General features: G+C 59.0%; 17 protein-coding genes. 6 read left to right on the plus strand and 11 right to left on the minus strand.

The window, feature by feature from the left end; all coding sequences use genetic code 11:
- Positions 1-41: 41 nt before the first annotated feature.
- Positions 42-1,052 carry a nicotinate-nucleotide--dimethylbenzimidazole phosphoribosyltransferase gene (cobT, locus tag ABJO75_RS09495; RefSeq protein ID WP_348135583.1) on the plus strand — a complete coding sequence of 337 codons (1,011 nt, stop codon included), beginning with the start codon at positions 42-44 and terminating at the stop codon, positions 1,050-1,052.
- Between the two features lie 11 nt (positions 1,053-1,063).
- On the opposite strand, the gene ABJO75_RS09500 is transcribed toward cobT, so the two are convergent.
- Together ABJO75_RS09500 and ABJO75_RS09505 are read right to left on the minus strand one after the other, a co-directional pair.
- Complete coding sequence (locus ABJO75_RS09500) at positions 1,064-2,941, minus strand: monovalent cation:proton antiporter-2 (CPA2) family protein (RefSeq protein ID WP_348135584.1); 1,878 nt, start codon at positions 2,939-2,941, stop codon at positions 1,064-1,066.
- A 22-nt stretch (positions 2,942-2,963) separates the two neighbouring features.
- Positions 2,964-3,419 (minus strand): Lrp/AsnC family transcriptional regulator, encoded by a 456-nt coding sequence (locus ABJO75_RS09505; RefSeq protein ID WP_348135585.1) that lies wholly within the window; start codon positions 3,417-3,419, stop codon positions 2,964-2,966.
- Positions 3,420-3,565: 146 nt separating this feature from the next.
- On the opposite strand from ABJO75_RS09505, the gene hppD reads away from it, so the two are divergent.
- Positions 3,566-4,657 (plus strand): 4-hydroxyphenylpyruvate dioxygenase, encoded by a 1,092-nt coding sequence (gene hppD, locus ABJO75_RS09510; RefSeq protein WP_348135586.1) that lies wholly within the window; start codon positions 3,566-3,568, stop codon positions 4,655-4,657.
- Between the two features lie 117 nt (positions 4,658-4,774).
- Here the strand turns inward: hppD and ABJO75_RS09515 are convergent, their stop codons facing one another.
- Positions 4,775-7,063: a hypothetical protein gene (locus ABJO75_RS09515; protein ID WP_348135587.1), complete on the minus strand. Its 2,289-nt coding sequence runs from the start codon at positions 7,061-7,063 to the stop codon at positions 4,775-4,777.
- 158 nt (positions 7,064-7,221) lie between these two features.
- On the opposite strand from ABJO75_RS09515, the gene ABJO75_RS09520 reads away from it, so the two are divergent.
- Positions 7,222-7,932 (plus strand): SIMPL domain-containing protein, encoded by a 711-nt coding sequence (locus ABJO75_RS09520; RefSeq protein ID WP_348135588.1) that lies wholly within the window; start codon positions 7,222-7,224, stop codon positions 7,930-7,932.
- Positions 7,933-8,062: 130 nt separating this feature from the next.
- Here ABJO75_RS09520 and ABJO75_RS09525 read toward each other — a convergent pair whose 3' ends face one another.
- From ABJO75_RS09525 to ABJO75_RS09535, 3 genes are all read right to left on the minus strand, one after another.
- Complete coding sequence (locus tag ABJO75_RS09525; protein WP_348135589.1) at positions 8,063-9,355, minus strand: O-acetylhomoserine aminocarboxypropyltransferase/cysteine synthase family protein; 1,293 nt, start codon at positions 9,353-9,355, stop codon at positions 8,063-8,065.
- Positions 9,356-9,575: 220 nt separating this feature from the next.
- Positions 9,576-13,181 (minus strand): hypothetical protein, encoded by a 3,606-nt coding sequence (locus ABJO75_RS09530; RefSeq protein ID WP_348129469.1) that lies wholly within the window; start codon positions 13,179-13,181, stop codon positions 9,576-9,578.
- Positions 13,182-14,003: 822 nt separating this feature from the next.
- Positions 14,004-14,573 (minus strand): cupin domain-containing protein, encoded by a 570-nt coding sequence (locus ABJO75_RS09535; protein ID WP_348129472.1) that lies wholly within the window; start codon positions 14,571-14,573, stop codon positions 14,004-14,006.
- A 204-nt stretch (positions 14,574-14,777) separates the two neighbouring features.
- Here ABJO75_RS09535 and gabT point away from each other — a divergent pair, with 204 nt between their 5' ends.
- The 3 genes from gabT (at position 14,778) to ABJO75_RS09550 (ending at position 19,267) form a co-directional block, all read left to right on the plus strand.
- Positions 14,778-16,205 carry a 4-aminobutyrate--2-oxoglutarate transaminase gene (gene gabT / locus ABJO75_RS09540; protein WP_348129475.1) on the plus strand — a complete coding sequence of 476 codons (1,428 nt, stop codon included), beginning with the start codon at positions 14,778-14,780 and terminating at the stop codon, positions 16,203-16,205.
- Positions 16,206-16,325: 120 nt separating this feature from the next.
- Entirely contained in the window at positions 16,326-17,645 is a 1,320-nt protein-coding gene (locus ABJO75_RS09545; RefSeq protein ID WP_348129478.1) for an aspartate aminotransferase family protein, read from the plus strand.
- A gap of 20 nt (positions 17,646-17,665) precedes the next feature.
- Positions 17,666-19,267, plus strand: coding sequence for an FMN-binding glutamate synthase family protein (locus ABJO75_RS09550; RefSeq protein WP_348129481.1), 1,602 nt, complete (start codon positions 17,666-17,668; stop codon positions 19,265-19,267).
- Here ABJO75_RS09550 and ABJO75_RS09555 read toward each other — a convergent pair.
- The 5 genes from ABJO75_RS09555 to ABJO75_RS09575 are packed head-to-tail and all read right to left on the minus strand — an operon-like array spanning position 19,258 to position 24,221.
- Complete coding sequence (locus ABJO75_RS09555) at positions 19,258-20,235, minus strand: dipeptide ABC transporter ATP-binding protein (RefSeq protein WP_348129484.1); 978 nt, start codon at positions 20,233-20,235, stop codon at positions 19,258-19,260. The two genes, ABJO75_RS09550 and ABJO75_RS09555, sit on opposite strands and share 10 nt — an antisense overlap.
- Positions 20,232-21,209, minus strand: a complete 978-nt coding sequence (locus tag ABJO75_RS09560; protein WP_348129487.1) for an ABC transporter ATP-binding protein — start codon at positions 21,207-21,209, stop codon at positions 20,232-20,234. The genes ABJO75_RS09555 and ABJO75_RS09560 overlap by 4 nt, the downstream gene beginning before the upstream one ends.
- Before the next feature lie 3 nt (positions 21,210-21,212).
- The gene (locus ABJO75_RS09565) at positions 21,213-22,109 is read right to left on the minus strand and encodes an ABC transporter permease subunit (RefSeq protein ID WP_348129490.1); all 897 of its coding nucleotides are present in this window, start codon (positions 22,107-22,109) and stop codon (positions 21,213-21,215) included.
- Between the two features lies 1 nt (position 22,110).
- Positions 22,111-23,118, minus strand: a complete 1,008-nt coding sequence (locus tag ABJO75_RS09570) for an ABC transporter permease subunit (protein ID WP_348129493.1) — start codon at positions 23,116-23,118, stop codon at positions 22,111-22,113.
- The gene (locus tag ABJO75_RS09575) at positions 23,112-24,221 is read right to left on the minus strand and encodes a Xaa-Pro peptidase family protein (RefSeq protein ID WP_348129496.1); all 1,110 of its coding nucleotides are present in this window, start codon (positions 24,219-24,221) and stop codon (positions 23,112-23,114) included. Before ABJO75_RS09575 ends, ABJO75_RS09570 begins: the two co-directional genes overlap by 7 nt.
- Between the last annotated feature and the right edge of the window lie 37 nt (positions 24,222-24,258).

Below are 24,258 nucleotides of genomic sequence, written 5' to 3' on the forward strand. Positions count from 1 at the left end.
GGTTAAACACGGGGTCGAAACCCAATGCAACGAGGCTTTGAATGCGACCTGACCTGACCGATCTGAATGTTCTGCGCGCCACCCTTGCCGATGCGCCGAAAGAAGACGCCTTGGCACGGCAAGCGGCGGCAGAACGGAACAGTCAGTTGACCAAGCCACCGGGCGCGTTGGGGCGGCTTGAGGATTTGGCGTTGTGGTATGCGGGGTGGCGCGGCGATGCGCGCCCGCTGATTGCGTCACCGCAGGTCATCGTTTTTGCGGGCAATCATGGGGTTACCGCGCAAGGCGTGTCCGCATTTCCCGCCGAAGTCACGGTTCAGATGGTGGCGAATTTTGAACACGGTGGTGCCGCGATCAATCAACTGGCCAATGCGGCAGGGGCGTCGATGACTGTGCACGCGCTGGATCTGGATCGTCCGACGGCCGATTTCACCCAAGCCCCTGCGATGACCGAGGATGACTTCCTTGCCGCGCTCAAGACCGGTTGGGATGCAGTTGATCCAGAGGCTGATCTTTTGGTCGTCGGGGAAATGGGGATTGGCAACACCACATCGGCGGCAGCGATCTGCCATGCCTTGTTCGGTGGCACCGCATCAGACTGGACGGGCCGGGGCACGGGCGTTGACGACGCCGGGTTGTCCAACAAGGTGCGCGTCGTGTCCGAGGGTGCCGCATTGCACGGAAATAGGGACGGGTTCGAAGTGTTGCGTCGGCTTGGCGGGCGCGAAGTTGCGGCAATGGCGGGCGCAATTGCTGCGGCGCGGGCGTTGCGAATTCCGGTGGTTCTCGACGGGTTCATCTGCTGCGCTGCTGCGGCCTGTCTGCACGCGGTCGATGCTGGTGCGCTCGATCACACGGTTGCGGGGCATATGAGTGGCGAGGGCGCGCATGGTGCTTTGCTGGAAAAGCTGGGCAAAGAGCCGCTGTTGTCTCTGGGTTTGCGCCTTGGCGAAGGATCGGGCGGCGCGCTGGCGATCAACATCGTCAAATGCGCGCTTGCCTGTCACAGCGGAATGGCGACCTTTGCCGAGGCCGGGGTTGCCGCCGGATAGGCGGCCTCGGCTCAGGCTGACTTTTGTTCTTCGGCACTGGTCTGGTTGGTCAGCGCAAGCTCCAGTTCTTTTTCGAGCTCCTGCGCACGCTTGATGTAGGCTGCGTTTTCAGTTGGGGCGATGTTCGGATCCCAGACCTCGGCCAATTGCTGAACGGCATAGCGGTCGTGGTCATAGAACGTGCGTTTGGCGGCGTCAGCTTCAAATTCGCTGAGGCCGACATTCTCGAGAACATAGCGACCGGCGCGCAGGCTGGCGTCAAAGGTCTCGCGCACGATGTCGTCGGCGCCCGCGCGGTATAGCTCGTAGACATGATTGCGATCATGGGCGCGGGCAACAATATGCAAGTCAGGCCGCTCGCGCCGCGCATAGGCGACCAGCTGCGTCACAGCCGATTTGTCATTCATCGCTGCCACCAGCACACGTGCCTTACCAAGTCCCGCCGCCTTGAGCAGTTCCGGGCGTGTCGGATCGCCAAGGAAACCCTTGTATCCGAATCGACGCATCAACTGGATGGTTTCCATGTTGTTGTCCAGAACGATGGTCTTGAACCCGCTGGCCTGCACCAAACGATTGACGATTTGCCCAAATCGACCGATCCCGGCAATGATCACCGGACCCTGTTCGTTGATCTCGTCGGCTTCTTCGCTGCTGACCTTTTCAGTCATTTGGTTCGAAATGAAATCATAGGTAATGAACAGCAGCGGTGTGATCAGCATCGACAGCGCGATGATCAGCAACAGCTTTTCCGAAACCGATGTCGGAATGACATTTTGCTGGACTGAAAACGCAACGAGGACAAAGCCGAATTCACCGGCCTGCGCGAGACTGAGGGTAAAGAGCCACCGGTCGCGACCCTTGAGACCAAAGGTCCGCCCGAGGACATAAAGAACGACGCCCTTGGCGAGGATAACCAGCAGAGCGAGACCGATCAGATCTCCGGGTTCCGCAAAAAACAGGCTGAAATTGATCCCCGCACCAACAGTAATGAAAAACAGACCCAGCAGCAGGCCCTTGAACGGTTCAAGGTCGCTTTCAAGTTCGTGGCGGAATTCACTGTTGGCCAGAACCACGCCGGCCAGAAACGCACCAAGAGCGGGGGACAGACCCACCAGTGTCATCAGGAACGAGATCCCCACGACAATGCCTAGGGCGAGCGCTGTGTACATTTCGCGCAGACGCGAAAGGTGGATATATCGAAATACCGGGCGAGTCAGGTAAATGCCTGCCAGAACCACCGCAGCAACCGCAGCGATCGTGACCAGCGTGACGCCCCAACCGGGCAGACCTTCGACCAAAGACAGGTCCGCTCCATGACCATGGCCGCCCTCGCCAGCACGCTCGATCGAACCGTCGGAGTTGATCAACATGATCGGAGCGCTGGCGAGCAAAGGTAGCAATGCCAGGATCGGGATGACCGCGATATCCTGCGTCAGCAACACAGAAAACGCTGAACGGCCGCCGCCGGTTCGCATCAGGCCCTTTTCCGACAGGGTTTGCAGGACGATGGCTGTGGATGAAAGCGAAAGGGCAAGGCCAATCGCCAGCGCCACCGACCATGTCTGCCCCGCGGCCATGGCAGCGGCCATCAAGGCCAGCGTACTGACCGTGATCTGAAGCCCGCCCAGCCCGATGAGGCGATGCCGCATATCCCAAAGCGCTCTTGGTTCAAGCTCCAGCCCGATGAGGAAAAGCATCATGACAACGCCAAACTCGGCGAAATGCTGCAATTCCTGGGTTTCGCTGCCGACGAGCCCAAGTAATGGGCCGATGATGATGCCCGCCGCCAGATAGCCAAGCACTGACCCAAGCCCCAAGCGGGCCGCGAAAGGTACCGCAATCACGGCCGCGCCCAAATAGATGGTGGCCTGATACAGGAAATTCTCCATGAATATGTGGCCCCTTTCCGGGTCAGGTAGGCAGTGGCGCGTCGCGTTTCAATTGATCCATCACGATCTGGCTCTGGACCCGCGCAACAGCAGGGTGTGGCAAAAGCACTTCGTGGATCAACGCGTTGAGCGCGGGTAAATCATCACAATACACCCTCAGCAGATAATCCGCATCGCCGGTCATTGTCCATGCGCTGGTGATTTCTGGGCGGGTCTGAACCAATCTTGCGAATCCCTTGGATTGCTCAGGCCCGTGTGTCCCCAGTTGGACCTGAACAAAGCCTTGCACGGTCAAACCCAGGCGCAATGGATCAAGCCGCGCCGAGTAACCCTGGATGTAGCCAATGCTTTCCAACCTTTGGCGGCGACGCCCGGCCTGGCTGGGCGACAGGTTCAGCATCTCTCCGAGTTGCTGCGCCGTGAGATGCGCATCCTTTTGAAGCGCTGCCAGAAGGCGGGTATCCGTGGTGTCGAGCATGTGCGGCAAATCCTCGATTCTACTAAAGCATCGCGCGGTATTCACGCATGATTGAAGGTTCTGATGTCCAACTTTGCGCAGAATCCGCGTTTGATCTGTTCTATATGTATCAAAGCGAACGGCATCAGCAACAGGAGACATTCAGGATGGGCCCATTTCCGCATAATGCCCCGAAATCTGTCATCAGTGACGAAAACCCGGCGGGGACGGACGGATTTGAATTCGTCGAATTCGCCCACCCGGAACCCGAGGAACTGCGCGCATTGTTCGCCCGCATGGGCTATGCGCTGGTGGGGCGGCACAAATCCAAAGATATCGAGCTTTGGCAACAGGGCGATATCACCTATGTTCTGAACGCCGAGCCGGGCAGTTTTGCAGCACGCTTTGTCGAAGAACATGGGCCTTGCGCCCCGGCGATGGGCTGGCGTGTAGTGGATGCGCAGCATGCATTTGATCATGCCGTGTCCAAAGGCGCTGAACCTTACGAAGGTGACGACAAGACCATGGATGTGCCTGCGATTAAGGGCATTGGCGGCAGCCTGATCTATTTCATCGATCAGTATTACGAAACCAGCCCCTATAACGAAGAGTTTGAGTGGCTGGCCCAGTCCAAGCCGCGCGGCGTCGGCTTCTTTTATCTCGATCACCTGACCCACAATGTGTTCAAGGGCAACATGGACAAGTGGTTCCATTTCTACGGCGACCTGTTCAATTTCAAGGAAATCCGCTTCTTTGACATCGAGGGAAAGTTCACCGGCCTTTTCAGCCGCGCGCTGACATCGCCCTGTGGGCGTATCCGTATTCCGATCAACGAAGATCGCGGCGAAACCGGTCAGATCGTCGCCTATCTCAAGAAATACAATGGCGAAGGCATTCAACACATCGCGGTCGGGTCTGACGATATCTATGAGAGCACGGATGCGATTTCCGAATTGGGTGTCAAGTTTATGCCGGGCCCACCGCAAACCTACTATGCGCTGAGCAAGGAGCGCGTGGTGGATCATCAGGAACCGCTGGACCGGATGATGAAGCATGGCATCCTGATTGACGGAGAAGGCGTCGTCGATGGCGGCGAAACGCGGATCCTGCTGCAGATCTTCAGCAAGACCGTGATCGGGCCAATCTTTTTCGAGTTCATCCAGCGCAAGGGTGACGATGGATTTGGCGAAGGCAACTTCAAGGCGCTGTTCGAAAGCATTGAGCAAGAGCAGATCGACAGCGGTGAACTGACCGGCTAGTAGGCTCGCAATTCAGTCAGGGCAGGGCGCAGCGACGCTCTGCTCAAACGCCGCAGGCTCTGTCGGGTCTGCGGCGTTTTGCGTTCGGTTGACGCGGTTCGTTCAACGTGACCGGGGTTAGCCGCGTGGCATTTTGAGAGTCACGTTGCGGCCGCTTTTCTGGTACCGCAGTTCGCTGTCGCCGATGGCCACGATCTTGCCGCCATCCACACGATCACCGACCTTGACCTTCTTGTACCGACCGCTTGGCAGCCGGATCAGAGCACGTCGGTTGGACGGCGTGCCGTAGACGCCAATCAGGTTGACCCGGCGCAGGTTGATTGCGTTGTCCAGTGTTGCCCGACGCGCCACTGATGCCGATGACGGAATCCTCGGCGAAACCGTTTGCGGCGCGACCGGTTTCGGCGCGACGGTGGCGGCGGCGACCTGTGAAGAGGGGCCTGCAGTCTGTTTGCGCGCCGTTTCAACCTTGGCGCCAAAGTTTCGCGGACGGGCCTTGGGGGTTTTGGAGAGGACGACGGCCTGAGCGGTTGGTGTTTCGTCGCGCTCGGCCTCTTGCTTTTGCGTACGGGGCCGCGATTTGGGGCGAACCTCGCCTAACTCTTCGCGCGTCAGCCCGCCAAGCTGCGTGCGTTCGTTCTGTTCCACCAAATCCGTAGGCCGCAATTTGGGGCGCAGGCCGGCGAGCCTGTCGAGACCGGCATTAAGGTCAGGCTCGACTTCAAACCGGGTTGGGGTGGGTGGCGGCGTAATCGGCGGCCTGCCTTGATAGACACGCACGCCTTCAGGGGTCAGGCTGCCTTCACGGCTTGGGATCACCAGCCCCTCTGCATCCAGTGCAAAGGTGGTTCCGGCGGCGGCGGGCGCTGTCACGACGTCAAGTGGCTGATCGGTATCAAGTTCGCTGAGCAACGGCAGGGCAACCGCATCCTGTGCCAGATCGGTCCGGTCGATGGACACCTCGTAAAGGTTGTTCAGATCGACGATCTCTGGCGTTCCGGGAACAGTCGGAGCGCGTTGCCAGACGCCGGTCTCAGCATAGTGCGCTTCGTTCTGTTGCGGCGTTTGCGGATCCTCTGCGCCGGGGGCGACAGTTGGATCAGGCGTCGTGGTTTCTGCCTCTGTGATGCTTTCCGTATCGGTTGTTTCCGGATCGATTCGGGCGGTTTCCACATCATCGTCGGCGGTGGCGGGGGCCGTGGATCGGGCCGTTGGCGCGGTGATTAGAACATCGGGTGCCGAAGGGATTGTCTCCACAACCTGTTCTGTCTCTGCCGGTGAGCCATTGAACAGACCGGCCAGCCCGTCCTCCATAAACAGGGCTGCCCAGGCGGCGACACCTGCGAGGAACACCAAGAGTGCGGCCATCAGGATCAGGCCGAGATGTCGCGGCTTGCCCCCTACCTGCGCCCGTTCGCGCGCGCCGAACACTGTCAACCTTTCGGCTTCGTCCTTCGGTTTTAGCTCTGGTTGCGCCGATGTGTTAACTGGCGCAGGCGCGTCGGTATTGGCGGGCTGCGCCGGGCGGATTATGACAGGTTTTGGTGTTGTTTCGGGCGGCGTCTCCGGTGTCTCGGAATCCTCTATGGCAGTTTCGGTTTCTACCTTGTCAGGGTCCACTACGTCGGCGGGTTCCTCAGTGTTTGAAACCTCCACGACCGAAGGCGCAGGCTTCGCTGGTTGCTCATCGGCAGTGTTTCTTCGCGTGGCGCCTGCCAATGGCGGTGCCGTGGACGGTTCGTCAACCTTGCTCCGGCGGCTTGTGAATGGCGTCGGATCCGTGGCCTCTTCTTCAGCCGGTTCTGGAACGGTGGGCTCTTCCGGCTCGTCTATTTCGATTGCAGTTTCAGCGGGCGGGGCTGGCTCAAGCGCCATGCCGATGACGGATACCGGTTCATCGTCCCGCTCAACCGAATCTGGGTCGGCAACATGGCTCGCGGTACCAAAGTAAGGCTCGCCATCAAACTCCATTTCTTCCGGTATCGCGACAAAGCTGAGCGGTTCAAAGCCATGTTCGGTGGCAAATTGTTCCGCTTCTGCGAGCGTTGCGCGGGCAACCGCTGCGACTTGTGTATGCGTTGCGCCATAGTTCAGGTCAAAGACCAGATCATCCAGCGCATAGGGCGTCGCAGTTGCCAGCGCAGCAAGGGCCAGTTCGCGGTCCCCATCGTCATCGGGTGCGGTCGCCGCCACGCTGAGATAGCGGATTTGGTCATTCGGGATGATGAGTTTGCAAATTGGCCCGCGCGGATCGATTTCAATCGCACGCTGGCGCAGGTCCTGCAAAGTGTCCGTCAGGTCTGGCGCATCAAGGCTGACATCACCAACCACACGCCAACCGTCCGCTGCCCTGTGCAGCAGAGCGATGCCCTCAAGCGATAGGGAAAGCGCGAAACCCGGTTTCATTCAACAATTAATCCTTAAGAGCCATCCCACAGACGCCACGCGCCCGCGACCGGAGTTTAATGCAGGAGTTGGCCGAGTGAAAGAGAAAGGCAGACACGCCCCTTGCTTCGACGGCGGGTAGATGCCCATGTGAAAGGTAACGGTAACGGAGGACTACGATGAAACGACAGAAGTTTGGTTTGATAACTCTCGCGGTTGTGATCGCAACGGCGCTGGTCGCGCCTGCCATGGCGCAGGAACAGACACGGCAAATCGCGGTCTCTGGTGTGGGCCAGATCGAAACGGCGCCGGACATGGCCACCATAACTTTGGGCGTCACGAATGAGGCGCGCGAGGCAAAAGCGGCGATGGCGGCAACCTCTGCGGCGGTCGGGAAAATGCTTGAACGCCTCACATCTCTGGGGATCGAGTCACGGGACGTTCAGACCCAGCGTATTTCCCTAAACCCGGTCTGGTCTGGTCGCGGCAGTTCCGGCACTTATCCGGCCAAGATCACCGGATTCACCGCCAGCAATACGGTTCTGGTGCGCATCCGTGATCTCGATAGCCTCGGTGAAACACTGGATGCGGTCATCGACGACGGTGCCAACGATTTCAACGGTTTGCAGTTTGGTGTTCAAGAGCCGCGGCCGCTTCAGGATGCGGCGCGTGAGGCGGCGGTCAAGGATGCAATTGCCAAGGCGCAGTTGCTGGCAGGGGCCGCAGGTGTGTCCCTTGGTCCGATCATCTCGATCAGTGAACAGGGCGGCGGTGGGCCGCGCCCGATGATGATGCAGCGCGCGGCGATGGAAGACTCGGGCGTCCCGATCGCGGCAGGCGAGGTCAGCCTGTCCGCGTCGGTTTCGATGATCTTTGCAATCGGGGAATAGCAGGAAGGGGCCGCACGGGCGGCCCCACCTATGACTTCTAGTTTCTCGCTTAAAACCGTGCCCATCATCTAACGCGTTGAAATATATGCTCTCAGGCCACGTTAGATGATGCAGGTCTAAGTCGATTGCGTCAGCTTGTGGCCTTTGACAGGGCCTGATCGAGATCCGCAATCAGATCCTCGGTGTTCTCAATCCCAATCGAAATGCGCACGACGTTGGGTTGTGCACCGGCGGCTTCCTGCTGTTCGGCGGTCAGTTGCCGGTGGGTTGTGCTGGCCGAATGAATGACCAGCGATCTTGTGTCGCCCAGGTTGGCCACATGGCTGAAAATTTCCAGCGCGTCGACCAACTTGATACAGGCGTCATAGCCGCCCTTGACCGCAAAGGTGAACAATCCGCCTGCGCCTTTCGGACAGATGGATTTGACCCGATCAAAATAGGGCGAGGATTCGAGCCCGGCATAGGTGACATATTCGACCCGCGGATCATCCTCGAGCCATTTGGCGACCTTTTCGGCGTTCTCGACATGACGCTGCATGCGCAGGCTGAGGGTTTCGATGCCCATCAGCGTGTAGTGCGCGGCTTGTGGGTTCATGGTCATGCCAAGATCCCGCAGCCCAATTGCGATGCCGTGAAACGTATAGGCGAGCGGGCCAAAGGTCTCGTGAAACTTCAGGCCGTGATAGGCTGATTCCGGCTGGCTGAGCGAGGGGAATTTGTCGTTTGCCGACCAATCAAACTTGCCGGAATCCACGATGCACCCACCGGTAACGGTGCCGTTGCCAGTCAGGTACTTGGTGGTCGAATGAACAACCAGAGTCGCGCCATGATCAATCGGGCGGCAGAGATAAGGTGTCGCACTTGTGTTGTCGGCGATCAGCGGGATACCGGCCTCGTCAGTGATTGCGGAAATCGCGTCCAGATCGGTGATGTAGCCACCCGGGTTGGCAATCGACTCGCAGAAAACCGCCCGCGTGTTGTCGTCGATCGCGGCCTTAACGGCATCAAGATCGTCAAAATCGACAAAGGTGGCGGACCAGCCAAAGCGTTTGATGGTGTTGTTGAACTGGGTAACCGTGCCGCCGTAGAGCCGCGTGGATGCAACGATATTGCAGCCCGGCTGCATCAGCGGGAACAACGCCATGATCTGCGCAGCGTGCCCTGAGGAACAGCAGACCGCGCCAACGCCGCCTTCAAGAGTCGCGATGCGCTCCTGTAAAACCGCAACCGTCGGGTTGGTCAGGCGGGAATAGATGTATCCAACCTCTTGCAGGTTGAACAATGCGGCGGCGTGCTCGGCATCGCGAAACACATAGGCGGTCGTCTGATAGATCGGCGTCTGCCGCGCGCCGGTGGCGGGGTCGGGGCGTGCGCCCGCGTGGATCTGAAGCGTATCAAAGCCATAGGTTGGGCCGTCGGTCATGGTGTTCTCCCTGATAGATAATTGGGCAAAGACCTATGACATCGACCAAGGCATGACAACTGCAGCTGGCGGCAGAATGCGTCATCCGACGTTACCAGTTCCAACAGCGAGCTTTGCTTCACGTCCAAATGTGCGGCCGGATTGATACCGTCGGGGGAAAAAGCCTGAATCAATCGCCCGCCACCTGAAGGTGGCGGGCGATCTTGTCGGTTAGGTGATGCTAGATGCCGGCATCCAGATCGTCAGCGTCGAGGCCGCCAGCGAGGTCTGCGCCAAAGGCATCATCCGATCCGTCCGCCTGTCCGGCTGAACCGGCATCGACTGCGCAGGCATCCGTGCCGCAGGCATCGGTTTCGTCCGCGCCGCCGTCTGCGCCGCAGGCATAGCCGCCGCAAGAGCCGTCCGCATCCGGGGCTGCAGCCGCCGCAGGTACGGGTTCGTCTCCCTCGTTGCCTTCGTCGGCCTCATCACCTTCGTTGTCCTCATTGCCTTCGTCATTCTCGTCGTTCTCGTTGCCTTCGTTGTTCTCGTTGCCTTCGTTGTTTTCGTCGCTCTCGTCGCCTTCGTTGTTCTCGTTGCCTTCGTTGTTTTCATTGCCTTCGTCATTCTCGTCGTCTTCGTTGTCTTCGTTTCCTTCATTGTATTCATCGCCTTCGTCGCCTTCATCACCCTCGCTGCCGCTGTCGGGTTCGCCTTCGTCGCCTTCGTTGTTCTCGTCACCTTCGTCGCTGTTGTTGTCTTCGTTGCCTTCATCGCCCTCGTTGCCTTCGTCGTTCTCGTCGCCTTCGTTACCCTCGTTGCTTTCGTTGCCCTCGTCGCCTTCGTCGCCTTCGTCGTTCTCGTCACCTTCGTCTGTCTCGTCGCCTTCGTTGCCTTCGTCGCCCTCGTCGCCTTCGTTGTCCTCGTTGCCTTCTATGCCTTCGTTGCCTTCATCTCCCTCGTCGTATTCGTTGTTTTCGTTGCCTTCGTTGTTTTCATCGCCGGTATCGCCGGGAATGAACTCATCGCCTTCATTGCCTTCATCAGCCTCGTCGTTCTCGTTGTCCTCATCGCCTTCGTTGTTCTCGTTGTGCTCGTCGCCTTCGTCGGCTTCGTTGTCCTCGTCGGCCTCGTATCCTTCGTTGCCTTCGTCTCCTTCATCGCCTTCGTTGTCCTCGTCGACCTCGTTTCCTTCGTCGTTTTCGTCGCCTTCGTCGTTTTCGTTGTGCTCGTCGCCTTCGTCACCCTCGTCGCCTTCGTCTGCCTCGTCGCCTTCGCTGCCCTCGTTACCTTCGTTTCCTTCGTCACCTTCGTCATTCTCGTTATCTTCGTTGTCTTCGTTGTTCTCGTCGCCTTCGTTGCCTTCATCGCCTTCGTTGTTATTGCCGGTTTCGTCGCCTTCGTTGCCTTCGTCATCCTCGTTGCCTTCGTTGCCCTCGTTTCCTTCATTACCCTCGTTGTCTTCGTTGGCTTCCTGCGCGTAGGCCGCGTCGTCTTCGTCGCCCTCGTTGGCTTCGTCGTTCTCGTCGCCCTCGTCGCCTTCGGTGCCCTCGTTGCCTTCGTTACCTTCGTTGCCCTCGTCGTTTTCGTTGCCTTCGTTGGCTTCGTCGTTCTCGTCGCCTTCGTCACCCTCGTCGTTTTCGTCGTCCTCGTCGCCTTCGTCGTTTTCGTTGCCTTCGTCGTCTTCGTCGCCTTCTACACCCTCGTCGCCTTCATTGCTCTCGTCGCCTTCGTCGTTCTCGTTGTTCTCATTACCTTCGTCACCGGCATCACCGGGTACGTATTCGTTGTTCTCATTTCCTTCATCGCTCTCGTCGCCTTCGTCGCCTTCGTTGGCCTCATCGCCTTCGTTTGCTTCGTCGCCTTCATCGCCTTCATCATCTTCGTCTAGTTCGTCGCTCTCATTGCCTTCGTCGTTTTCGTCGCCTTCATTGTCTTCGTCGGCTTCGTTGTTCTCGTCGTTCTCGTCGTTTTCGTCATCCTCGTCGTCTTCGTCACCTTCGTCGGACTCGTTGCCCTCGTCGTACTGGTAGTCGAGCGTCGACTGCACATCACCTTCTTCGCTGCCTTCGTCGCCTTCGTTGCCTTCGTTGTTTTCGTTGTGTTCGTCGTTCTCGTCCTGTTCGTTATCCTCGTTGCCTTCGTTGCCCTCATTCCCCTCGTCGGTTTCGTCGCCTTCATTGTCCTCGTTGGCTTCGTTTCCTTCGTTCGCTTCGTCGCCTTCGTCGTTCTCGTTGTCCTCGTCTAGTTCGTCGCCCTCGTTGCCCTCGTCGTATTCGTCGCCCTCGTCATCTTCGTTGGCCTCGTCGCCTTCCTCAGCCTCGTCACCTTCGTCATATTCGTTGTGTTCGTCGTTCTCGTCCTGGTTTTCGTTGCCTTCATCGTCCTCATCAAGTTCGTCGCCTTCATCGCCCTCGTTATCTTCGTCGAGTTCATCGCCCTCGTTGCCCTCGTCGTTCTCGTCGCCTTCGTTGTTCTCGTTGTTTTCGTCACCGTCGTCGTCCGGCGTATCTTCGTTGCCTTCGTTCCCTTCGTCCTGACCGGGATCTATTCCTTCGTTACCTTCGTCGCCTTCATTGTGTTCGTTGCCTTCGTCGACGCCGGTCTCGTTGCCCTCGTCGCCTTCGTCGTCCTCGTTGCCCTCGTTCCCTTCATCAACGCCGCCTTCGTTCCCCTCATCGTTCTCGTTGCCTTCGTTCCCTTCGTTGCCCTCGTCCTGACCGGCAGCGATGCCTTCGTCGCCCTCGTTTCCTTCATTTCCTTCGTTGCCCTCGTCGTCGGGGCTGCCGTCTTCGTTGCCTTCATTGCCTTCGTCGAGGCCACCTTCGTTGCCCTCGTCGTTTTCGTTTCCTTCGTTGCCCTCGTTGCCTTCGTCCTGGCCGGCACCAATACCCTCGTCGCCTTCGTTGCCTTCGTTGTTTTCATTTCCTTCGTCGGCGCCGGGCTCATTGCCTTCGTCGTCTTCGTCGCCTTCGTTGCTCTCGTTGCCTTCGTCTAGGCCCGCTTCGTTGCCTTCGTCGTCTTCGTTGCCTTCATTATCCTCGTTACCCTCGTCGTCCGGCGTGACCTCATTGCCCTCGTCGCCCTGGTCGTTGCCCTCATCGCCTTCGTCGCTTTCGTTGCCCTCGTCGTCTTCGTTGCCTTCGTCGTTCTCGTCGCCTTCGTCATCTTCGTTGTTCTCGTTGGCTTCATCTTGAACTTCATTGCCTTCATCGGCCTCGTCGTTCTCATCGCCTTCGTTGTACTCGTTGCCTTCGTTGTCCTCGTTTGCTTCGTCGCCTTCGTCGCCCTCGTCGTCTTCATCATACTCGTTGTCTTCGTCGGCCTCGTCGCCTTCGTTGCCTTCGTCGGCCTCGTCGTCCTCGTTGTCTTCGTTGGCTTCGTCGCCTTCGTCGCCTTCATCACCCTCGTCGCCTTCGGCGTCCTCGTTGCCTTCGTCGCCCTCGTTGCCTTCGTCGCCCTCGGCGTTCAGGCCGCCTTCATCTCCTTCGTCGCCTTCGTTGTCTTCGTTGTCTTCATCGCCCTCGTTGTTTTCATCCCCTTCATCGGATTCATCTCCTTCGTCGGCCTCATCACCTTCGTCGTATTCGTCGCCTTCGTTGTTCTCGTCATCCTCGTCCAGTTCATTGCCTTCGTCGTTTTCATCGCCTTCGTCGTCTTCATTACCTTCATTGGCTTCATCGCCCTCATCGCCGTCATCGGCATTGTGGGCCGGGTCGGGTGCAGGCATGCCGCCGCGGATGGTCGTGGCCTCGGCAGTGCTGATCGGAAGGATAGCGCTTTCAAGTTCGTCTTGAGCGTTGCGAATGTCGGAAACGGTGGTGCGCAGAAAGGAAAAGAGGGTCATGATGTCGGTCTCCAAAAGATAAAATTCATAAGCTGCCCCGGTACGGAACGGCATTCAGAAACGGCTGAGGGCAGTATGATTGCTGCATGGAACCGCGAAATTGGGAGAGACAGGCCGCGCCACATGGCGGCTAGTCCGTGAGAGGCGGATCAGCCGTCTGGGCTGATCAGAGTCGAGAGGGGCAACGCAACGGGTCAAAGCGCCAACTGGCGGGCCGTGCATCGCAAACAGGACATGCGGGTTAAGAACCTGACCCGCATCCATGAGTTCAGAATAGGGAGGGAGCGTGGAGGGGAAAATCTGCGATATTCGTCCCATCATCCTCCGGCACCACGGCCGTAACGTTGATGAAATGCGTTCAAATACCGCGAAACCTAATACCACTACACTGACGCCTCCCGAGCGTACAGAAATGCAAAAGCCGGTACAAACCGTCGCAAATTCCGCGACCCCGGCAGTTCTCAAATCTTCTCCGGTCAAATCGTCGATAAACGATCTACCGGTTTGAATAATCGACGCCTGTGCAAGCGTCGAAAAGGTCTTTGGGTGTCAGGGTGATCAGGGAGCGAAAACAGTGCTGCCGAGCCTGACACGTAAGCAAAAGGTTAACCGGCGCGATCTTTGCTTTCAAGAAAAAGCGGACGCACCTGTTCTGCGAAAAGGTGATGTATGGCTGGTTCCTTAAGTCCGGAAAGGTGCGCAATCATCTGAAGGCTCGGTCGAACGGCGCTCTGACCGCCTGACGTGGTTTCGGCTCAAGCTCGTGGGCCGTCTGAAAACTGTTGGGCGCGCGCCCAAAAAATGGGCTTCAGGGCATCCAATTCAAAAGGTCGGCGGTGTGCAGGCGCTGATGATGATGCAATCTGTCTCGCCAATATTTCGGAACCGATGAGGCAGGCGGCTGTCAAAGAGGTAGCCATCCCAAGGGTTTAGAACGCGGACCTGTTCTTCGACGGTAATTTCGATCAGACCCGCCACCACGATCCCGGCTTCTTCGCCCTCGTGGCTCAGCAGATCGGGGCCGGTATCGGCGCCGGGCGGATAGACCTCGTGCAGCATCTGCAACGCGTGCCGCGATGCATCGCCAACTTGCCGGAGCGACACGCGCGCGGCGGCAGTTCCCAACCCCATGTCTTGTGGCGACAATTCGATCAATTCATCGGAATTGTAGAAGTACTTTGGCGAATCGTTCCCTTCGAATTCAGAGAAGAATTCGGACATGGTCATCGGGATCGCATCAAGCAGACGTTTGAGTGATGCAACCGAAGGGCTGCTCTTATTTTGCTCTATCAGCGAAATTGCCCCGTTGGTCAGGCCCGCGCGCCCGGCCAGATCGCGCTGAGTCATGCCGCGAGTCTCTCGTACTGACCTGAGTTTGCCGCCAATATCCACGCGTATCGCCCCACCTTGATCGAGTTGCTTGAAATATTAATCGTTACCTCGCTCGCTAGTCAATTACCTTATTGTCTGAAAAATATAGATAAATTGTAAAAGCCCAATTGTTACGCATCCGACGAACGGAACGCTTGCTCCAGATTGAAAATAATATTAAGCACAATATGATGATTTTGATCAGCTGTTCAGATGGAGAGCGAGATGACAACTGCAACCAAAGCACAACCCAAAAAGGCAGCCGCGTCCAAGCCACGGACACGTCGCGCCACAACCAAGACTGCTGCGGCAAAGACCACGACAACTCCTGCTGCCAAGCCGCAGGCCAAAGTGGTAGAAACCACAAACAGCAACGCCGCGCTTCTGCAACGCCGTGAAGCCGCTGTGGCCCGTGGTGTTGCCTCGGCTGCGCCGGTCTTTGCCGCCCGTGCCGAAAACGCCGAGCTTTGGGATGTCGAAGGCAACCGCTATGTTGATTTCGCAGGCGGGATCGCGGTTCTGAACACAGGCCACCGTCACCCCAAGGTGATCGAAGCGGCCAAGGCGCAGGAAGATCTGTACACCCACACCAGCTTTCAGGTGATCCAGTACGAACCTTACATTGCCCTCGCCGAAAAACTGAATGAACTGGCGCCAGGTGATTTTGCAAAGAAATCCCTGCTGGTCACAACCGGTGCCGAGGCCGTTGAAAATGCGATCAAGATCGCGCGCGCTTCGACCGGTCGCCCCGGTGTGATCGCGTTCTCGGGTGGCTATCATGGCCGCACCATGCTGACGCTCGGAATGACGGGCAAGGTGTCGCCGTATAAAAAGGATTTTGGTCCGTTCCCCGGTGATATCTTCCGCGCGCCGTTCCCGGATTCCCGCCATGGCGTGACCGTCGAGGATGCGCTGAACGCGCTGCAGACACTGTTCCTCACCGATGCCGATCCATCGCGTGTTGCGGCGATCATTCTGGAGCCGGTTCTGGGCGAGGGCGGCTATCATCCGGTTCCGACCGAGATGTGGCAGGCATTGCGCGCGATCTGCGACACGCATGGCATCCTGCTGATTGCCGACGAGATTCAGTCGGGCTTTGGCCGGACCGGCAAGTGGTTTGCCATTGAGCACAGCGGTGTTGCACCTGACCTGATCACGGTCGCGAAATCGATGGCCGGCGGCTATCCGATCGCGGGTGTTGTTGGCCGCGCCGAAGTCATGGATGCGGCACAGCCCGGTGGATTGGGCGGCACCTATGGTGGCAACCCGGTTGCTTGTGCCGCCGCGCTGGCCGCGATTGAGGCGATCGAATCCGAGGGGCTTCTGGATCGGTCTATCGCTCTGGGTGAAACCTTCCGCGCCCGTTTTGCCGATATCGGTGCCCGCACCGCACCCTACCGGATGTGGGACATTCGTGGTCTGGGCGGCATGCTTGCGGTCGAATTCGCCACTGACTTTGAAACCGCAGCACCCGATGCGGCCTTGACCAAATCGGTCATTGCCCATGCGCTCAAGCGGGGTCTGATTCTGCTGGCCTGCGGCATGCATGGAAACGCGCTGCGCATCATGGTGCCATTGACCGCTTCCGATGCGATCATCGAAGAAGGCCTGGCGATCTTTGAAGCCGCCCTTGCGGATGCGATGGCCGCATAAGGCAAAGCGCCCGTCATCAGCAATCTTGCATGGCGGGCGATTGACGATAGGTTGGCACAAACAGGCCGGATCCCTTGCCGGGGTCCGGCCTGACTTGCCTCAGACCCAAGGGACCGACCGATGTCACACGTATTTCCCCGCCATTCCAAGCTGAACCCGCCCACGGCCGTTGCGGGCGAGGGATGCTATCTGATTGATAGTAATGGCAAACGGTATCTGGACGGGTCGGGCGGTGCGGCGGTGTCATGTCTGGGCCATGGTGATGCCGAGGTTGCGGCGGCGATCAAGGCCCAGCTGGATCAACTCGCCTTTGCGCATACCGGCTTTTTCACCTCAGAACCCGCCGAAGCGCTTGCGGATCTTTTGATTGCCAACGCCCCTGGTGATCTGGACCGGGTCTACCTTGTTTCTGGCGGGTCCGAGGCGACCGAAGCAGCGATCAAACTCGCGCGGCAATATTGGGTCGAAAAGGGCGAGCCACAGCGGGGCCATCTGATCGCTCGCAAACAAAGCTATCATGGCAACACCATCGGGGCTTTGTCAGCCGGGGGCAACGAGTGGCGCAGGGCACAGTTTGCGCCGCTTCTGCTGGATGTCAGCCATATTGAACCGTGCTATGAATACCGCCTGCGTCAGGACGGTGAGAGCGCCGAGGGCTATGGCCTACGCGCGGCCAATGCGCTGGAAGAAGAATTGCTGCGCGTCGGGCCGGAAACGGTCATGGCCTTCATGGCCGAACCGGTTGTCGGCGCGACGGCGGGCGCTTTGGCCCCGGCGCCGGGTTACTTCAAACGCATCCGCGAAATTTGCGACAAATATGGCGTGCTGCTGATCCTTGACGAGGTGATGTGTGGCATGGGCCGAACCGGGACGCTGTTTGCCTGCGAACAGGATGATGTTGCGCCCGATATCGCCTGTATCGCCAAGGGGCTCGGGGCTGGCTATCAGCCGATTGGCGCGATGCTCTGTACTGCAGACATCTACGATACGATTGCCAGCGGCACAGGGTTCTTTCAGCACGGCCATACCTATATCGGCCATCCGACTGCTGCAGCAGGGGGGCTGGCCGTGGTTTCGGCGATCCTGAACCGGGGTCTGCTGGCGCGTGTGCAGGAACAAGGCGACAAGTTACACCAGCGGCTGGTGGATCGGTTTGGTCAACATCCCCATATCGGCGATCTGCGCGGGCGCGGGCTGTTTCGTGGAATCGAGATTGTCGAGAACCGCGAGACCAAGACTCCCTTTGATCCAGCTCGGGGAGTTGCGGGCAAGATCAAAAGGGCCGCGTTCGAGGCGGGACTGGTTTGTTATCCGATGTCCGGCACCATTGACGGGCGCCAAGGGGATCACATACTGCTGGCACCGCCATTTATCATCAATGACGACCAACTTGACGAGCTGACCGACAAGGTCGAACAGGCGATTACAGCGGTCATCTGACCGAAAACGGAGGCGGATTGATGAGGTTCTTGGTATTTGCAGGTATGGCCGTCTTGGCTGTCCTTTCGCTGGTTGGCGTGATCTTCAGCTGGTGGTTCCTGCTTCCTTTTGTGTTGTTTGCGTATCTCACGGGGCTGGGCGTCTATGATGTTATCCAGCAGCGGCATTCGATTTTGCGCAACTACCCGGTTATCGGGCATATGCGCTTTCTGTTCGAAGGCATCCGGCCCGAGATCCGCCAGTATCTGATCGAAAGCGATCAGGACGAAGAGCCGTTTTCCCGCGACAAGCGATCGATCATCTATCAGCGCGCCAAAGGGGTTGAGGACAAACGCCCGTTTGGGACCCGTCAACGGGTCTACGATTCAGGCTATGAATGGCTGACGCATTCGGTGGTGCCCATCCACATCGAAGATACGGATTTTCGGGTCCGGATCGGTGGAGAGAACTGTGAGAAGCCTTATGAAGCCTCGATTTACAACATTTCCGCGATGAGTTTCGGCGCCCTGTCCGCCAATGCGATCCATGCCTTGAACATAGGAGCGAAAAAAGGCGGTTTTGCCCATGACACCGGTGAGGGCGGCATCAGCCGGTATCACAAGGAGGGCGGCGGCGATCTGATTTATGAAATTGGGTCGGGATACTTTGGCTGTCGCACGCCGGATGGCCGTTTTGACGTGGAAAAGTTCCGTGAACAGGCGGCCAATCCGCAGGTGAAGCTGATTGAACTGAAGCTGAGCCAGGGGGCAAAACCCGGTCATGGAGGTATGTTGCCTGCCTCGAAAATCTCCGAGGAGATTGCCGAGGCGCGCGGTATTCCGATGGGGCAGGATTGCGTGTCACCAGCGGCGCATCCCGAATTCAGCACTCCGCTGGAAATGATGGAGTTCATCGGGAAACTGCGTGAAAACGGTGATGGCAAACCGGTGGGTTTCAAGCTGTGTATCGGACACCGTCGGGAATTCATGTGCATCGTCAAAGCGATGCTTGAAACCGGGATCGTACCTGATTTCATCGTCATCGACGGCAAGGAAGGCGGCACCGGTGCGGCACCGCTCGAATTTGCCAACCATATGGGGATGCCCTTGGTCGAAGGGCTGACCTTTGCCCATAACACGCTGCGCGGGGCAGGGTTGCGTGAGAAGATCAGGATCGGAGCATCTGGCAAGGTTGTGACGGCCTTTGACATGGCCAAGGTGCTGTCACTTGGTGCTGACTGGGCCAATTCGGCGCGGGGTTTCATGTTCTCGGTCGGCTGCATTCAGGCGCAGGCTTGCCATACCAATCACTGCCCGGTCGGCGTGGCGACACAGAACCCACTGCGACAACGGGCGCTGGACGTAACGCGCAAGTCAGCGCGAGTGTATCGTTTTCACCAAAATACGTTGAAGGCGTTGGGGGAAATGACCGGGGCCGCCGGATTGGATCACCCGGGCAAGTTCCTGCCGCATCACCTTTTGATGCGGGAATCCGACCGGGACATGGTCACTGGCCAACAGGTCTATCCTTATCTGCCCGAGGGCTTTCTTTTGCGCGAAGAAGAAGACGAGTTCGGCTATCTCTTGCGCTGGCGGCGTGCCAAGGCGGACAGTTTCAAGCCGGTTGATACGTCCTACGTTTGACCCTGGGCATCTGCGTCGAGTGGGAAATGACAGGCTGCTGCGTGGGCGCCGCCTTCAAGCGGTGGTCGCTGTTCGCGGCAAATGTCCTGCACCTGCCAGCATCGCGGCGCAAACGGGCAGCCCGGCAGGTTCGCCATCGGCGAGGGCAGTTCGCCCGTCAGCTTGATCCGCTCCTTGTTCCCGCCGGGATCGGCGCGCGGCGTCGCTGACAACAACGCCTTGGTATAAGGATGGCGCGGCGCGGCGAACACCGCCTCTTTTGATCCTGTCTCGACCGCCTGTCCCAGATACATGACGATGATGTCGTCGGCGACATGGCGCACAACGCTCAGGTCATGGGAAATGAACAGATAGGCAAGGCCAAGACGGTCCTGCAAATCGACCAGCAGGTTCAGGATCGCCGACTGGATCGACACATCCAGTGCGGAAACAGGCTCGTCCAATACCAGAACCTTGGGATCAAGCATCAATGCCCGCGCCACCGCGATCCGCTGACGCTGGCCGCCCGAGAACATGTGCGGATAGCGGTCGTAATGTTCAGGTCGCAAACCGACCAGCCTGAGGATATCGCGCGCCTTTTCGTCCCGTTCCGCAGCGCTCAGGTCCGGGCGATTGATCACCAAGGGTTCCTGAAGAATGGTGCCGATCCGCTGACGCGGGTTCAGCGACCCGTAGGGATCCTGAAACACGATTTGAACAGAGGTCCGCAGGTCGGGCCAGCGTGATCGAACCACCGGTTGCCCATCGAGCATCAACTGACCGGCGGTGGGCTCCTCGATCATCGTGACCATGCGGGCGAGGGTGGATTTGCCACAGCCGGATTCACCTACCACCGCCAAGGTCTTGCCGGGGTAGAGGTTGAAATCGACCTTTTGTACCGCCCGCAGGGTCTGTGGCTTAGCGAAAAATCCGCCGCCCACTTCGTAGTGGCGGGCAAGGTCGGTCGCAGTCATCACCGGTTCCGTCATGACGCGGCCCTTTCATCGGTATTCAGCGGATAGTGACAGCGCGCGCGGCCTAAATCCGTATGTTGCGGCACGGGTGGCTCTGCCTTGCACCGGGCATCGGCAAATTCGCAGCGCGGTGAAAACAGGCAGCCTGCAGGGCGGTCAAACTGCCCCGGAACGACCCCCGGAATTGTTGGCAGGTGTTTCTGCGTCGCGCGTTCGGGCAGCGCGTTGAGCAGGGCTGCGGTATAGGGATGGTGCGGCGCGGCAAAGAGATCGGCGACCGGCTGTTCCTCGATCTTTTGTCCGGCATATTGCACACTGACCCGCTCGGCCGTTTCCGCAACCACGCCCATGTCATGGGTGATCAGCACCAGCCCCATGCCGGTGTCATCCCGCAGCGAAATCAATAGGTCGAGAATTTGCGCCTGAATGGTCACGTCCAGCGCCGTCGTGGGTTCATCTGCAATCAGCAGCTTAGGGCCGCAGGCGATGGCCATGGCGATCATGACACGCTGGTTCATGCCGCCCGACATCTGGTGTGGAAAGGCCGACAGACGCTTTTCCGGGGCAGGGATGCCGACCTGCTCAAACAGTTCGATGGCGCGGGCGTGGCGGGCTGCACGGTCCAGCCCGAGATGAAAGCGCAGCGCTTCCTTGATCTGCCAGCCCACGGTGAAACAGGGGTTGAGCGACGACATCGGTTCCTGAAAGATCATCGCCAGATCCTTGCCAACGATCCGGCGTCGGGCGCTCGCCGAGATCGAGCGTAGATCATGGCCGTCAAACGTCATTTCGTCTGCGGAGATTGTCGCGGTCCAGGGGAGCAGTCCCATCAGCGCCAGCATCGACACCGATTTTCCCGATCCGGATTCGCCGACGATGGCGAGGATATCGCCGGTATCGACATCGACATCCACGGCATCTACCGCGCGAAATGCGCCTGAGGCGGTCGAGAAATCAACAGATAGATTGCGTATGCGCAGCAGGCTCATTTCTCAGCTCCGCTTCAGTTTGGGATCGAGCGCGTCCCGCAGACCGTCGCCCATCAGGTTGATCGCCAGCACCGTGACGAGAATGGCAAGGCCGGGGAAGGTCACCACCCACCAGGCACGCAGGATGAATTCGCGCGCCTCGGCGAGCATGGTGCCCCATTCCGGCGTCGGAGGTTGCGCCCCCATCCCCAGAAAGCCGAGCGCCGCGGCATCAAGGATCGCGGTCGAGAAGGACAGCGCACCCTGCACGATGATCGGCGCAAGGCAGTTGGGCAGCACTGTTACGAACATCAGTCGCAGCAGCCCGGCCCCGGCAACGCGGGCAGAGGTGACGTAATCCTTCTGCTTTTCCGACAGCACGCTTGCCCGCGTCAGACGCACGTAGTGGGGTTGCAGGACAATCGCGATGGCGATCATCGCGTTGGTCAGGCTGGGCCCGAGGATCGCGACCAGTACCAGTGCCAGCAGCAGTGATGGAAAGGCGAGGATCACATCCATGATCCGCATGATGATGCTGTCCAGCCATTGCGGTGCGAACCCGGCAATCATGCCGATCAGGATACCGCCGCTGGCGGCAACCGTGACGACGATTACGCCGACAAAGAACGAATACCGTGCGCCTTCGATCAGTCTGGACAGCATGTCCCGACCCAAGGGGTCTGTGCCCAGAGGAAAGGCCCAGCTTCCGCCTTCTTGCCAGGCGGGGGGCAACAGCGCGAATTCGCGGAACTGTTCCGTTGCATCATAGGGGGCAAGCCAAGGGCCGAGGGCGGCGCAGATCACGAAGGCGACAAAGACCCAGAGGCCAAAGACCGCGCCGCGGTTTTCGCGGAAATAGAACCAGAACTCGCGGAGGCGACCGGGGCGGGCGACGTCGGTGGATGCGGTGGCGTCAGTCATCTCAGCGCTTCCTGATCTTTGGGTTGATGACGCCATACAGCACGTCGACAGTCAGGTTCACGATCATGACCATGACCGCGATCAACAGCAGACCACCCTGCACGACCGGGTAATCCCGCCGGAAAATACTGTCGAGCATCCACTTGCCGATGCCGGGCCAACTAAAGATCGTTTCGGTCAGGATCGCGCCGCCTAACAGGGTTCCGACCGACAGGCCGATCACGGTGATCACCGGGATCAAGGCGTTGCGCAGGGCGTGGATGCCATTGATCCGCCCCGGCGCCATTCCTTTGGCGCGGGCGGTGCGGATGTAATCTTCGCCCAGCACCTCAAGCATTGCGGACCGGGTTTGGCGCGCGATCACCGCCAGCGGGATGGTGCCCAGGACGATGGTCGGCAGAATGAGGTGCCGCACCGCCGACGCAAACGCGCCTTTCTGGCCTGATGCCAGACTGTCGATCAGCATAAAGCCGGTGGCATTGGGGAAATAGTAGGTCAGATCGATCCGCCCCGAGACCGGAGTCCAGCCAAGATTGCCGGAAAACACGATGATCAAGAGCAGCGCCCACCAGAAGATCGGCATCGAATAGCCCACCAGCGCCGAACTCATCAGCGCCCGATCAAAGAACTTGCCCCGGTTTACGGCGGCGATGACTCCTGCCGGCAGGCCCAGCATCACCGCGAATGCCATTGCGCAGATCGCCAGTTCCAGTGTCGCGGGGAACAGCGCAAAGAATTCGTCCCAGACCGGTCTCTTGGTGACAAAGGAATTGCCGAGATCGCCCTGCAGGACGCCGGTGAAGTAATCCCAGAACTGCACATAGACCGGGCGGTCAAAACCGAATTGCTCGGTCAGCTCCTGATAGCGTTCCTCGGTCAACCCGCGTTCGCCCGCCATCACGATGATCGGATCGCCCGGCAGAACCCTGATGAAGGCGAAGGAAATCAGCGTGACCCCCAGAAAGGTCGGGATGAAGGTCAACAGACGAGAGCTCAGATATTTCAGCATGGCAGCACCGTCAGCTCCTTGGGAAAGCGGGTCAATGAGGTACAGCCGGTCTCGGTGATCAGTACGTCATCTTCGATACGCACGCCGAAATTGCCGATGTCATAAAGGCCGGGCTCGTTGGTAAACACTGTACCGGCGGGCAGGGGCATGTGATTTCCGCGCATGATATAGGGCGCTTCGTGTACGTCGCGACCCAGACCGTGGCCGGTCTTGGTGCGGATGCGGTCGGCAAAGGCCGAGGCTTCGAGCACTCCGGTTACGGCGTCGTCGATTTCGTGGGCCGTGACACCCGCGCGGGCCACCTCGTGACCACGCAGGTTTGCGCGCAGAACCGTGTCATAGACCTCATGCGCCTCGTCGCTGGCATGGCGCAGAAACACGGTGCGGGTGATGTCGGCGGCAAACCCATGCTTGCGCGCGCCAAAATCAAAGAGCAGCGCATCACCTGCCTTGACCGCGTAATCGGCGCGGGCATGGGCGTGAGGGCGGGCGGAATTGTCACCGGCGGCGACAATCGGCGTAAACGCCAGATCGTCAGCGCCTTCGGCAAACAAGGCCTGTATCAGCGCTTGTTCGATATCCGTTTCGCTCTGGCCCAGCCGGACGTTGCCCAAGACGTGATCCAGAGCACGTTCGGAAATGTCGATGGCGGCTTGCAGTGCGGCGATGTCTTGCGGTGTCTTGATCATGCGCAGGCCCGAAATGGCCTTTTCACCGTCAACAATGCGCAGATCGGGCTGTGCAGTTTTCAGCGCGTGATGGACAAAGACCCGCATGACCTGACCTTCGACAGCCATTGAGGAAATATTGAGATGCGTGCACAGCGCGGCAAAGGCGGCGTCGTACCCATCCTGATCGCGCCAATCGAATACTGCACCGGGAAAGCCGACAAGATCCCAGCTGCGCAGTTCCAGATTGGGCACCAGCGCGGCGGCGGGCACATTGGCCGGTATCACCAGCAGGAACGGCCGTTCGTGGCTCATGAAAGATTGGCTCAGCGCGCGGGTAAAGTTTGGTCCCGGCACCAATGCAACGGCGTCAACGCCCAGATTGGCAGCAACGGCGGCATAGTCGGATAATCTATCGGTAAGTGTCTGTGTCACGGTGGCGGCGGCTTTCGGATTCACAGGGAAATCGGGG

This window comes from Sedimentitalea sp. (assembly GCF_039973035.1).
Classification (GTDB): Bacteria; Pseudomonadota; Alphaproteobacteria; order Rhodobacterales; family Rhodobacteraceae; genus Sedimentitalea.